This is a genomic window from Pseudomonas sp. AL03 (assembly GCF_029960815.1).
Taxonomy (GTDB): Bacteria; Pseudomonadota; Gammaproteobacteria; order Pseudomonadales; family Pseudomonadaceae; genus Aquipseudomonas.
Genome location: NZ_JASBRE010000005.1, coordinates 161,423 through 173,781, shown reverse-complemented (window position 1 = coordinate 173,781; position 12,359 = coordinate 161,423). Strand labels below are relative to the sequence as shown.

13 protein-coding genes and 2 pseudogenes are annotated in these 12,359 nt (G+C 59.5%); 8 read left to right on the top strand and 7 right to left on the bottom strand.

What is annotated here, in order from left to right; translation table 11 throughout:
• The first annotated feature begins 229 nt into the window (after nt 1-229).
• Nucleotides 230-1,021 (top strand): crotonase/enoyl-CoA hydratase family protein, encoded by a 792-nt coding sequence (locus QK293_RS07605; RefSeq protein ID WP_282376546.1) that lies wholly within the window; start codon nt 230-232, stop codon nt 1,019-1,021.
• 134 nt (nt 1,022-1,155) lie between these two features.
• Here QK293_RS07605 and QK293_RS07600 read toward each other — a convergent pair whose 3' ends face one another.
• Nucleotides 1,156-1,911: a spermidine synthase gene (locus QK293_RS07600; RefSeq protein ID WP_282376545.1), complete on the bottom strand. Its 756-nt coding sequence runs from the start codon at nt 1,909-1,911 to the stop codon at nt 1,156-1,158.
• 152 nt (nt 1,912-2,063) lie between these two features.
• On the opposite strand from QK293_RS07600, the gene QK293_RS07595 reads away from it, so the two are divergent.
• Complete coding sequence (locus tag QK293_RS07595) at nt 2,064-3,410, top strand: 3-deoxy-7-phosphoheptulonate synthase class II (RefSeq protein WP_282376543.1); 1,347 nt, start codon at nt 2,064-2,066, stop codon at nt 3,408-3,410.
• Between the two features lie 69 nt (nt 3,411-3,479).
• Here the strand turns inward: QK293_RS07595 and QK293_RS07590 are convergent, their stop codons facing one another.
• Both QK293_RS07590 and QK293_RS07585 read right to left on the bottom strand, forming a co-directional pair.
• Nucleotides 3,480-4,709, bottom strand: a complete 1,230-nt coding sequence (locus QK293_RS07590) for a winged helix-turn-helix domain-containing protein (protein ID WP_282376541.1) — start codon at nt 4,707-4,709, stop codon at nt 3,480-3,482.
• Between the two features lie 64 nt (nt 4,710-4,773).
• Nucleotides 4,774-4,989 carry a DUF1127 domain-containing protein gene (locus QK293_RS07585; RefSeq protein WP_282376540.1) on the bottom strand — a complete coding sequence of 72 codons (216 nt, stop codon included), beginning with the start codon at nt 4,987-4,989 and terminating at the stop codon, nt 4,774-4,776.
• A gap of 96 nt (nt 4,990-5,085) precedes the next feature.
• On the opposite strand from QK293_RS07585, the gene QK293_RS07580 reads away from it, so the two are divergent.
• Entirely contained in the window at nt 5,086-5,940 is an 855-nt protein-coding gene (locus QK293_RS07580; protein ID WP_282376539.1) for a LysR substrate-binding domain-containing protein, read from the top strand.
• Here QK293_RS07580 and QK293_RS07575 read toward each other — a convergent pair.
• On the bottom strand, nt 5,930-6,679 hold the full coding sequence (locus QK293_RS07575) for a sulfite exporter TauE/SafE family protein (RefSeq protein WP_282376538.1): 750 nt from the start codon (nt 6,677-6,679) through the stop codon (nt 5,930-5,932). The two genes, QK293_RS07580 and QK293_RS07575, sit on opposite strands and share 11 nt — an antisense overlap.
• Before the next feature lie 112 nt (nt 6,680-6,791).
• Between QK293_RS07575 and QK293_RS07570 the strand changes: the two genes are divergently transcribed.
• The 3 genes and pseudogenes from QK293_RS07570 to QK293_RS07560 all read left to right on the top strand — a co-directional run.
• The gene (locus QK293_RS07570) at nt 6,792-7,748 is read left to right on the top strand and encodes a LysR family transcriptional regulator (protein WP_282376537.1); all 957 of its coding nucleotides are present in this window, start codon (nt 6,792-6,794) and stop codon (nt 7,746-7,748) included.
• Between the two features lie 53 nt (nt 7,749-7,801).
• A pseudogene (locus tag QK293_RS07565) lies at nt 7,802-8,149 on the top strand (organic hydroperoxide resistance protein); the annotation flags it as partial.
• A 12-nt stretch (nt 8,150-8,161) separates the two neighbouring features.
• A pseudogene (locus QK293_RS07560) lies at nt 8,162-8,281 on the top strand (alpha/beta hydrolase); the annotation flags it as partial.
• Nucleotides 8,282-8,347: 66 nt separating this feature from the next.
• Here the strand turns inward: QK293_RS07560 and QK293_RS07555 are convergent.
• Together QK293_RS07555 and earP are read right to left on the bottom strand one after the other, a co-directional pair.
• Entirely contained in the window at nt 8,348-8,917 is a 570-nt protein-coding gene (locus tag QK293_RS07555) for an elongation factor P (protein ID WP_032626910.1), read from the bottom strand.
• Nucleotides 8,918-8,965: 48 nt separating this feature from the next.
• Nucleotides 8,966-10,108 carry an elongation factor P maturation arginine rhamnosyltransferase EarP gene (gene earP, locus QK293_RS07550; RefSeq protein WP_282376535.1) on the bottom strand — a complete coding sequence of 381 codons (1,143 nt, stop codon included), beginning with the start codon at nt 10,106-10,108 and terminating at the stop codon, nt 8,966-8,968.
• 124 nt (nt 10,109-10,232) lie between these two features.
• Between earP and QK293_RS07545 the strand changes: the two genes are divergently transcribed.
• The gene (locus QK293_RS07545) at nt 10,233-10,646 is read left to right on the top strand and encodes a hypothetical protein (protein WP_282376534.1); all 414 of its coding nucleotides are present in this window, start codon (nt 10,233-10,235) and stop codon (nt 10,644-10,646) included.
• 14 nt (nt 10,647-10,660) lie between these two features.
• Nucleotides 10,661-11,143 carry a transcription elongation factor GreAB gene (locus tag QK293_RS07540; protein ID WP_282376533.1) on the top strand — a complete coding sequence of 161 codons (483 nt, stop codon included), beginning with the start codon at nt 10,661-10,663 and terminating at the stop codon, nt 11,141-11,143.
• A gap of 9 nt (nt 11,144-11,152) precedes the next feature.
• On the opposite strand, the gene cysB is transcribed toward QK293_RS07540, so the two are convergent.
• Entirely contained in the window at nt 11,153-12,127 is a 975-nt protein-coding gene (gene cysB / locus QK293_RS07535; RefSeq protein ID WP_282376532.1) for an HTH-type transcriptional regulator CysB, read from the bottom strand.
• Between the last annotated feature and the right edge of the window lie 232 nt (nt 12,128-12,359).

Sequence of the window (12,359 nt, the reverse complement as noted above, 5' to 3'; positions counted from 1 at the left end):
CGCGGCCCGGTTAAAGGCCGGCGCGCACTATACCGGAATTAGCCCAAAAAGGGAGCTTTATTTGTCGGAAAACTGCCGCGCACAGCGTTCTGTCACACGCTTTGCGGATCATCGTGCAACGGTCTATTTTGCAAAGGCCCAGCCCTGCTGGCGATCGCGCTAAAACGGTTCACCCTTGTGACGCAGACCTGCGGTCTCACGTATCCCTTCCCGCCCGAGGAAATGCACCATGAATCAGCCCTGCTCCAGTCGTGTGAGCCGTGAACGGCACGGTCATGTCCTGATGATTGGCCTGGATCGGGTGGCCAAATGCAACGCCTTCGACCTCGACCTGCTCAACGAACTGAGCCTGGCCTATGGCGAGTTCGAGGCCGACAGCGAGGCGCGGGTGGCGGTGGTATTCGGCCATGGTGAGCATTTCACCGCAGGGCTGGATCTGGTCAGTGCCAGCGCGGCCCTGGCTCAAGGCTGGCAGGCACCGCCCGGCGGCTGCGATCCGTGGGGTGTATTCGCGGGCCCCAGGGTTAGCAAACCGGTGATTGTCGCCGCGCAAGGCTACTGCCTGACCATCGGTATCGAATTGATGCTGGCCGCTGATATCAACCTCTGCGCCAGTAACACCCGCTTCGCGCAGAAGGAAGTGCAACGCGGGATCTTCCCGTTCGGCGGCGCGACGTTGCGCCTGCATCAGGTCGCTGGCTGGGGCAATGCCATGCGCTGGCTGCTGACCGGCGATGAATTCGATGCCCATGAAGCGTTGCACCTTGGTTTGGTGCAGGAAGTCATGGCCAGCGAGGATTTGCTGCCACGGGCGATTGAGCTGGCTGAGCGGATTGCCCGGCAGGCGCCGCTTGGGGTTCAGGCGACGTTGATGTCTGCGAGGCAGGCACGTTATGAAGGGGAAACAGCCGCGGCGCAGGGATTGCCGGCGCTGGTGAAGAAGTTGTTGGCCAGTGAGGATGCCAAGGAAGGCGTGCGGTCGATGATCGAGAAGCGACCGGGCATTTTCAAAGGCTGCTGAAAGGTGTGTCGATGCGAAAATTGCTATCGCGGGCAAGCCTTGCTCCTACAGGTTTTGTTCGTTCGCCGCAGAATGTGCACGACACAAAATCTGTAGGAGCAAGGCTTGCCCGCGAAGAGGCCCTAACTGACAACTCATGTAGCCGGGCGGATCGCCTTGATCAACGACTGCAACGAATACCCCAAACGCGGCCCCAAACCTTCGGCCCGGGCGTTCAAGCCTTCCATGTCCAGTTCCTGATCCAGCTCCGAAGGCACGATCAGAATCACATTGCCCTCCTTCACCGGCAGTTCCCAGTAATGCCGGTGATAGAGGCCGCGAAACAACGCCGCGCCTAACGGCTTGCCATCGTCGGTGGCCCACTGATTGATCACCAGCCAGCCACCCGGATTCAGGCGTTTCTGACAGTTTTCCAGGAAATTCCACGCCAGATGCCCGACACCCGGCCCGACATCGGTATAGAGGTCGACGAAAATCAGGTCCGCCGGTTCAGCGGTATCGAGCAACTCCAGCGCATCGCCCACCCGGATATACAGCCGCGGATCGTCATCCAGCCCAAGGTATTCAATGGCCAGGCGCGGCACGTCGGGCCGCAGTTCGATGGCTTCGACGTCTTCCAGCGGCAGAAACTTGAGGCAGGCCTGGGTCAGGGTGCCGGCACCGAGGCCGAGGAACAGCGCGCTTTCCGGCTGCTCGTGGCACAACGCGCCAATCAGCATCGCCCGGGTGTAATCGTATTCGAGCCAGCTCGGGTCAGCCGTGAACACGCAGCTCTGCTCGATGGCATCACCGAACTCGAGAAAGCGGTAATCGGCCACTTCCAGCACGCGAATCACGCCGAACTCATCCTGCACCTCGGCGAGCAGATGCTCGACGCGCTCCTCAGTCATTTCGTCTCCTGATCGTTACCGGGCCCCGGCAAACGCAATAAAACTGCTGGTACACAGCTACAAAGGCGCGATTGTCCGCGAAGCGACGGGAACAGGTCACGCACTAATTGCTGATAACATGACCGTCCAAGCGTAAAACACTAGAGACCGTGATGAGCCAACCCTGGAGCCCTGACAGCTGGCGCGCCCTGCCGATCCAGCAACAACCCCACTACCCCGACGCAGCGCATTTGCTGCAAGTCGAGCAAACGCTGGCCAGTTATCCGCCGCTGGTGTTTGCCGGTGAAGCCCGGGAGTTGCGCCGTCAGTTTGCCGAAGTGACCCACGGCCGCGCGTTTCTGCTGCAGGGCGGCGACTGCGCTGAAAGCTTCGCCGAGTTCTCAGCCGCGAAAATCCGTGACACCTTTAAAGTGCTGCTGCAAATGGCGATCGTCATGACCTTCGCCGCCGGTTGCCCGGTGGTCAAGGTGGGGCGCATGGCCGGGCAGTTCGCCAAACCGCGTTCGGCCAACGACGAAACCATCGACGGCGTAACCCTGCCGGCCTACCGTGGCGACATCGTCAACGGCATCGGTTTCGATGAAAAAAGCCGCGTGCCGGACCCGGAGCGCCTGCTGCAGTCCTATCACCAGTCCACCGCGACCCTGAACCTGCTGCGCGCCTTTGCCCAGGGCGGTTTCGCCGACCTGCATCAGGTGCACAAGTGGAACCTGGATTTCATCGCCAACTCGGCGCTGGCCGAGAAGTACAGCCACCTGGCCGATCGCATTGATGAAACCCTGGCGTTCATGCGCGCCTGCGGCATGGACAGCTCGCCGCAACTACGCGAAACCAGTTTCTTCACCGCTCACGAAGCGCTGTTGCTGAATTACGAAGAAGCCTTCGTGCGTCGCGACAGCCTGACCAACGATTACTACGATTGCTCGGCGCACATGCTGTGGATCGGCGACCGCACCCGTCAGCTGGACGGCGCTCACGTCGAATTCCTGCGCGGCGTGAACAACCCGATCGGGGTCAAAGTCGGCCCGAGCATGAACCCCGAAGACCTGATTCGCCTGATCGATGCACTCAACCCGGACAACGATCCGGGTCGCTTGAACCTGATTGCTCGGATGGGCGCGAACAAGGTTGGCGATCATTTGCCGGCGTTGATCCGCGCGGTGCAACGTGAAGGCAAGCAGGTGCTCTGGAGTTCCGACCCGATGCACGGCAACACCATCAAGGCCAGCAGCGGCTACAAGACCCGCGACTTCGCACAGATTCTTGGCGAGGTGAAGCAGTTCTTCCAGGTTCACGAAGCGGAAGGCACTTATGCCGGCGGTATCCACATCGAGATGACCGGGCAGAATGTCACCGAGTGCATTGGTGGCGCGCGGCCGATTACCGAAGACGGGTTGTCGGACCGGTACCACACCCATTGCGATCCGCGGATGAATGCCGATCAGTCGCTGGAATTGGCGTTTTTGATTGCCGAGACGTTGAAGCAGGTTCGGCGTTAAATCGCGTTAAGCCCTTCGCGGGCAAGCCTCGCTCCCGTAGGAGCGAGGCTTGCCCGCGAAGGCGCCAGCTCAGTCACCACCAATCTCCTTCAATGCCACCCGCAACCGCGCCGCACTCGCCCGCGGACAATTCAACTGAACCCGCTCAAGCCCCAGCCAATCCGCCATCTGCCGCAGATTAACCGCCAACGCCAGCATCCCCTCGTCATCCAGCCCCGGCTCTTCCTCATGCACAGCGTGCACCGCCAGTCTGCCCAGCGCCCGCTCGGCGCGCAGGTCCACCCGCGCGGCAATCCGTTCATTGTGCAAAAACGGCAACACGTAATAGCCATAGACCCGCTTGTCCTGCGGCGTATAAATCTCCAGCCGATAGCGAAAATCGAACAGGCGCTCAGTGCGGCTGCGCTCCCAGATCAACGAATCAAACGGTGAAAGTAAAGCGCTGGCCTCAACCTTGCGCGGCACTTTCGGCTCCGGCAGACAATAAGCCAGTTGCCGCCAGCCCTGGACTTCACAGCACAGCAATTCACCCGCCTCCACCAGTTCCGCCAAGCGCGGACGGGCATCACCGGGACTCAGGCGAAAATAATCGCGCAGGTCCTTTTCAGTCGCCACACCCAAGGCATTCGCCGCATGTCGCAACAAACCGCGCTGGGCCTCAGCTTCCGAGAGCAACGGTTGCTGGAGTATCGCCGAAGGAATCACCCGCTCCGGCAGATCATAAAGCCGTTCGAACCCACGCCGCCCGGCCACGGTCACTTCACCGGCGGCGAACAACCACTCCAGCGCATGCTTTTCCGCGCTCCAGTCCCACCAGGGCCCTGCCCGCTCCTGACGGGTCGATAGACTTCCGGCACCCAGCGCGCCCAGCGCCTGAACCGAGGCCAGCACCCGACGAATCGTGTCCTGCTGCTCACGACCGAAACGTGCCAGTTGCTGGTAGATATCTTCGCCCCGGGTCGCGCGCAGCATGCGCCAGCGCATCAACGGGTACATCGACAAGGGCAGCAACGAGGCTTCATGCCCCCAATATTCGAAAAGCGTGCGCCGCCGGCCCGAACTCCAAGCAGCCTGGTCGAGCAAGTCGGATGAATAATTGCCGAGGCGGGAAAACAAGGGAAGGTAGTGCGAACGCACCAACGCATTGACCGAATCGATCTGCAGAATACCCAACCGTTCAATCAGACGATTGAGCTGAACCGGTTTGATCGCCGCTGGCGGCTGGCGCCCGTTGAACCCTTGGGCAGCCAGCGCCAGACGCCGAGCCTGTTTGATGGAAAAGGACAGTGTTGCGGGCATGAGCATCTCCTTGTCTGCTCGCAACCTACCTCACCGGGAGACGGTTTGTGTAGTTGTGCTTTACTCATTTGTGCATCGGGTCATCCCAAAATGGGCGGATGGCTTCGTGCTCGACATCCGCACGACTGAGCCCGATGTCCTTCAACGCTTCATCACTCATGCCTGCCAACATTTCACGTTCACGGTGCAGTTCGTACCAGCGGTTAACTTTGTGCAGCAAATCGGATATCAGGTGGATGGAGTGTTTTTCTACGTCTGCATAACCTTTTTGACCTTTCATCGTGTTGCCCTCCGTTTGGGATGGCTCAAGTGTCGCGCCGGGGCTAAGATCAATCCAACGAATGTTTCTGATGTAACACATCTCGGAGATTGATGAATGTCTGCCTACCCGAGTATCGACACCGAAGTGCTGCGCACCTTTGTCGCCATCGCCGATCAGGGCGGCTTTACCCGTGCCGGCGAGTTGGTCAACAGGACCCAGTCCGCCGTGAGCATGCAGATGAAGCGGCTGGAAGAGGATGTGTTGCAGCGTCAGTTATTCCAGCGCGACGGACGGCAGGTGCGACTGACGGCTGAGGGACAGGTGTTGCTCGGCTATGCCCGACGCATCCTCAAGCTGCACAGTGAAGTGTTCAATACGCTGCGCGAGCCGCACATGGTCGGCATGGTGCGCATCGGCACGCCGGACGATTACGTGATGCGTTTTTTGCCGGGAATTCTGCGGCGATTTGCGCAGACGTATCCGCTGATCCAGATCGAGGTGCACTGCGAATCATCAAAACAATTGCTGCTGCGCCAGGACCTGGACTTGACCATCGTCACCCGCGAACCGGGCAACGAAATCGGCCAGTTGCTGCGCAAAGAGCGCTTTGTCTGGGCCGAGGCGCAATGTTTCAGCGCCCACGAACAAACGCCGCTGCCGCTGGCGATGTTCAACAGTGATTGCTTCTGCCGCTTATGGGCCTGCAATGCACTGGATGCCATGGGTCGCGATTACCGCGTGGCGTACAACAGCGACAGCCTGTCGGCGATCATGGCGGTGGTCAGCGCCGGTCTGGCGGTGACCGCGCAACTGGAAAGCCTGGTCACCCCGGACATGCGCATTCTCGGTGAAGCCGAAGACCTGCCGATCCTGCCAGAAGCCAGCATCATGCTGCTGCGCAACCTGCACAACCCCTCGCCGATCACCGAGTGCCTGGCCGAACACATCGTCGAAGGTTTCAAACTTTAAGGGCCAGCATTACCGCGCAGAGCACCAGGAAACCGCAGAACAGTCCGCGCAGCAGCCGCTCCGGCAGCGCGTGAGCGATCCTCACGCCCCAGCTGATGCTCATCAGGCCACCGACCGCCAAGGGCAGACCGATCATCCAGTCCACCTGATGGTGCACCGCGTAAGTCACCAGCGTGACACCCGTGCTCGGCAACGCCAGCGCCAGCGCCAACCCCTGCGCAACCACCTGACTGGTGCCGAACAGACTGGTTAGCACCGGCGTTGCCACCACCGCCCCGCCCACGCCAAATAACCCGCCCATGGTGCCGGAGGCGGCACCGAGTACGCCCAGCCATGGCCATGAATAATTCATCTGCGCAGACGCCGGCGCGTTGGCGCAGAACATTCGCACCAGGTTGTAGGCCGACAGAGCAACCAGGAACGCGACAAATCCGACGCGCATGGTTTGCGCATCAATGCCGACCGCCCAGATCGAACCGATCCAGGCGAAACAGAAACCCATCGAAGCCAATGGCAGCGCATGGCGCAATTCAATGCGATTACGCTGGTGATAACGCCACAGCGCCAGCATCACGTTGGGCACCACCATCACCAGCGCCGTGCCTTGGGCAACCTGCTGATCGAGGCCGAACAACACGCCCAGCAGCGGAATCGCGATCAAACCACCGCCAATGCCGAATAACCCACCGAGGGTTCCCAGGGCGGCGCCAAAGACCAGATACATCAAAAACTCACTCACAGGCGATTTTCCCTTTACGTCAGGCTACTCATCCTACGCAGTCGGCTCTGGCGGGGAAACGCACAGCAACGCACAATGGCTGTGCCAACTTCGCATAAGCGCGGATTACACCATGAACCCCAATCAATTGACCGAACAACTGGGCCTGTTCCTCGACGTGCTGGAAACCGGCAGTTTTTCCGCCGCGTCCCGCCGCCACCCACTGACCCCTTCGGCCGTGGCGCGGCGCATCGACAGCCTGGAAAACGCCGTCGGCAGCCAGTTGTTCATTCGCAGCACCCACGCGGTGCGCGCAACCCCGGCAGGTCTGGCTTTTGCCGAACGCGCGCGGCGTATCGTGGCTGAACTGCGGCTGGCTCGGGCTGAAGCGGTATCCTTGAGCAGTGCACCGGAAGGCTTGATTCGGATCGATGCACCGGCAGCGTTTGGACGGCGACATCTGGCGCCGGTGATTGCCGATTTTCTGATGCTCTACCCAGGTCTCGACGTGCAGCTGCACCTGATCGACAGTTTCGTCGACATGCAGGGTTTGAATCTGGGTAAGGTCGATCTGGTGCTGCGCGCCGGGCAAATGGCCGATACCCGGCTGGTGGCCACGCCGCTGGCGAGTATGGTGCGCATTGCCTGCGCCAGCCCCGAGTATTTGCAACGGCGTGGCGTGCCGACCGATCCGGCGCAGCTGATTGAGCACGATGGGCTCGACTGGGATGGCCTGGCCCCGCCGTTCGCCTGGCGTTTCGAACGGGGTGGGCAGATGCACTTGCACCGCCCGGCGCGGATTCGCATGAGCGCCAACAATGCCGAGGCGCTGGTCTGCGGCGCATTGGCCGGGCTGGGTATCGCGCACTTGCCGACCTGGCTGGCCAGCGAATACTTGCTGCGCGGCGAGTTGCTGCCACTGTTTTGCGAAAACGGCCTACCAACACCGGAGACCACCGGCATTTATGCGCTGCGCCTGGAGCAACAACCCAATTCCCGCAGTCGCTTGTTACTGGAATACCTGAAGACCCGCTTCAGCCCGATCCCGCCGTGGGATCTGGCGCTGCAAAATACCCTCGATCAGCACTAGGCTAAAATTGTCTGGCGCAGTAAAGATTCGCCCGCTAAATTCTAGAGATCACCATCCTCTACGTGAAACTCGCCACGCCCAAGGAACTCGGTGGTGCTGGCGGCGCAGCGACCAACCCTGAGCAACTGTTCGCAGCCGGTTACTCCGCCTGCTTCATCGGCGCGCTGAAACTCGTTGCCAGCCAGACCAAACGCAAACTCCCGGACGACGCCTCGATCACCGCTCATGTAGGCATCGGCCAGATCCCTGGTGGTTTCGGTCTGGACATCGACCTGCACGTCAGCTTGCCGGGTCTTGAACACGCCGATGCGCAAAGCCTGTTCGACGCCGCACACCAGGTCTGCCCGTACTCCAACGCCACCCGTGGCAACGTCGATGTGCGCCTGCACGTTACCGTCTGACGCTGATTCCCTGCAGTTCGCTACAACGGCATGATCCACGACTATGGTTTGCTTAACGTGGTGAGCCAGGTTCCAGCGGTGCGTTCGGCGATGTTGCAGGCGTCCGAAGAGCTCAAGCAACACCTCAAGTAAGTGGTAAATCGCAGGTACAAAAAAGCCCGACTCAATGGTCGGGCTTTTTCATTCCTGAAGCGGTGCTTATTTAGCACGGCCTTTGTAGGAACCGCCTTCGCGGGTATCGATCTCGATTCTGTCACCGATTTCGATGAAGTCAGCAACTTGCAATTCAGTACCGTTGCTCAGCTTGGCAGGCTTCATTACTTTGCCCGAAGTGTCACCGCGAGCGGAGCCTTCGGTGTAGTCAACTACGCGCACGATAGTGGTCGGCAGTTCTACGGAAACCAGACGTTCTTCGAAGAAGATCGCTTCGCAAACATCGGTCATGCCTTCTTCAACGAAAGGCAGAACGGCTTCGATGTCTTCGGCGTTCAGCTCGTACATGGTGTAGTCGGTGGTGTCCATGAACGTGTAGGTGTCGCCGCTGATGAAGGACAGGGTCGCTTCTTTGCGGTCGAGGATTACGTCGTCCAATTTGTCGTCGGCGCTGTAAACGATCTCGGTCTTGTAACCGGTCAGCAGGTTTTTCAGCTTGGTCTTCATGATCGCGCTGTTACGACCAGACTTGGTGAATTCAGCTTTCTGAACCAGCCAAGGATCGTTTTCGAGACGGATCACGGTACCGGGTTTCAGTTCTTTACCAGTTTTCATTGCGAATATCCGAATTTGGATGGGATTTACAAAAATCTAGGCCGCGTATCATATCCAATTTACATAAAACTGTACCAGCGCTGCGGCAAGATCATCCTGCAAGGCTTGTTCCAAACACCACGCTTCGGCGTGTTTTTGCAGTTCTGGCCAGTGTTTGCGGGTCGCCAGCCAGTGGTCGGACATTGTCTCACCGGCATTCCACGAATGCCAAAGACCGCTGATTGCCTCTCTGGCAGGCTCCGACAGTTCTTTTGTGTACAGAGCGAGGAAGGCCTCGAGCTTGTCCAGATGGATGTCTTCGTCCTGCTGATAGATGTGCCAGAGCAGCGGCCGGCCCGCCCATTGGGCGCGGACAAAGGAATCTTCACCGCGCACGGCGTTGAAATCGCAGCACCACAGCAACAGGTCATACTGGTCCTGTCGGACGAATGGCAGCACTTGCACGGTCAAGGCATCGCGCACATGCACGGCGCCGGCCACCAGACCGTCCACCCCGAGCCAACGCGCGACATCCCCAAGAACCCGACCTTCGGGCACCAGCAGATGAGTGGGCGTCGAGTCGGCAGCCATTGCATCAAACCAACTGGCCAGCCCTTTATTTTCGTAGGCAAACAGCGAGACCAACTGCGCACCTTGCGCGCGATCAATCCCTAAACCCTGCAGGAATTCTCGCTGGGACTCGGGGTTTTGTTGAAATTGCTGACGACGCTCAAGCAATCCGCTTTCACGCAACAAGCCGCCCGTGCCCTTCTGGAATCCTGGGAAGAAAAAGAATTTTTGTACGCTTTTGTACTTCACCGACGGCAAACCGTGGCAGCCGACGATCCAGTCCTCGGCACTCAGATAGTCGAGATTCATCCACAGCGGCGGTTTTTCCCGCTCGGCCATGGCGTCCATGTAAGCACCCGGCAATTGGCAGGCGAACGCGGCGATCACCACATCCGCAGCTTCCGTGGGCTGCCAGTTGGCCGTCCACTGACGCACTTCGACGCCCTGCTGCCATTGTTGTGAGGCGTTGATGTCGATGTCCGGGCACAAGCGCTCGAAGGCCCGCAGATCATCGACCCACAAGCGCACCGTCACCGAATGTTCGGCCACCAGTTGTCTGGCCAGACGCCAGGTCACACCGATGTCACCAAAGTTGTCGACCACTGTGCAGAAAATATCCCAGCGGGCTTTCATTTCAGGCATTCCAGGCTCCCGTTGGCAAAGGCGCCGATTGTCCTCATAAACTACCCCGTGCAGAAGAGCCGACGGCGATTAATCTTCATGCGACAATCGCCACTCGCCCGCGACCACCCGCCAGGAGGCAGCCATGCCCTACCGTCCAAACCCGCGCCGCCCGTTGCCGATCCAGCTCAGCGCCTTGCAACTGACCGGCAGCATTGCCCTGGGTGTGTGGCTGGGGTTTATCGCAATCGCGCTGACGTGCTGGCTCGCCTCTCGCCTACTGTTCAACGAGCCATTGGCGCCCGTGGCTGAGGCTTTACAACAACTGGCCAAACCGCCGGTGGTGGTGCAACCGGTGCCGGATAGTCCTCCGCAGAGCCCGCTGTTCGAGCAGTACGAAGAGAACCTGCACAAAAACGAGCAGCAGCAAAGGCTGGATCAGGCGCGCAGCAGCAGCAGCCGCAACCTGTCGAACCCCAAATGCCAGTTCTGGTTGCAACAGGACCAGACTGCACCGAGCGAAAAAAGCCGCGCCAACGTCCAGCAATTCTGCGATTGATCATGAACCTGACCATGCACAAGCCTACCGTCCACCAACTGATACTCGACAAGCTGCGGATCGATCTCGACATCGCCGAGCGTGCCGCGCAAACCGCTTACGAAACCGCGACCCACGAAGAAAACATCGCCGAGAACAAATACGACACTCTGGGTCTCGAGGCGTCATACCTCGCGGCCGGGCAGGCGAAGCGGGTCGAGGAGATCCGTCATTCACTGACGCTTTGCCAGAACCTGACGTTGCGCCCGTATGACGATCAGCGCGGTATCGAAGTCGGCGCCCTGCTCGGTCTCGCAGACGAAAAGGGACGTGAACAATGGCTGTTCCTGGCCCCCGACGCGGCGGGATTGAAGGTCGATCTGGTGGGGCAATGGATCACCGTCATCACCCCCCGCTCGCCGCTGGGCAAAAGCCTGCTGGGCAAGTTCGAAGGGGACGGGGTGGAGATTCTGGTGGCAGGTGCTCGGCAACAGTTTGCTGTTACCGAGGTGGTGTAGAAAGGGAGATTAATGGACCGGCAGTTCGACGCCGTCGAACAGCTCTTCCAATTCCTGCTTGTTGTGGCACTGGATGGCTTTGGCCATGACTTCGCGGGTCAGGTGCGGGGCGAACTTCTCGATGAAGTCGCACATGAAGCCACGCAGGAACGTGCCACGACGGAAACCGATTTTAGTAATGCTGGATTCGAACAAATCGCTGGCATCCAGCACGACCAGGTCGCTGTCGAGTTTGGCATCGACCGCCATTTTCGCCACGATGCCCACGCCCAGGCCCAGGCGAACGTAAGTCTTGATCACGTCGGCGTCGGCGGCGGTGAACACCACTTTCGGCGTCAGGCCGCGATGGCTGAACGCTTCGTCGAGTTTCGAGCGGCCGGTAAAACCGAACACATACGTCACGATCGGGTATTCGGCCAGGGCTTCGAGGGTCAACTTCGACAGCTTGGTCAGCGGGTGGCCCTGAGGCACGACCACGCAGCGGTTCCAGCGATAGCACGGCATCATCACCAGATCACCGAACAGCTCCAGCGCTTCGGTGGCAATGGCGAAATCCACGGTGCCGTCAGCGGCCATTTCGGCAATCTGCATCGGCGAACCTTGGTGCATGTGCAGGGCGACGTCCGGGTATTGCTTGATGAAATTGCTGATCACCGGTGGTAATGCATAACGCGCCTGGGTGTGCGTGGTGGCGATCGACAGGGTGCCTTTCTTCTCGTTGGAGAATTCCTGGGCAATCTGCTTGATGCTTTCAACCTTGCGCAGGATCTCGCCGGCGGTGGTGATGATGCGCTCGCCGGCCGGGGTGACGCGTGTCAGGTGCTTGCCGCTGCGAGCGAAAACCTCGACCCCCAATTCGTCTTCCAGCAGGCGGATCTGCTTACTGATGCCCGGTTGCGACGTGTAAAGGCTTTGGGCTGTAGCGGAAACGTTGAGGTCGTGGTGCGCCACTTCCCAGATGTAGCGCAATTGTTGAAGCTTCATATGAATCCCTCAAAGCAGGTAGACGCCACGGGCATCAGCGACGGTATATAACTATATTAATGGTTTGAAGAATAAATCTAGAACTTTTTTATCAAACTGCCACTATTCGTGTTCTGTGTCCTGCCTCGTGAATACGCTCCTCTTTTGACGAGTGGCTGTTGCTGCCAGGCAAGGCGCCGCGACGAGTCATAGCCCGCTATGGCGAGGAGCGGCAACGCAGCATGGCAGAAAC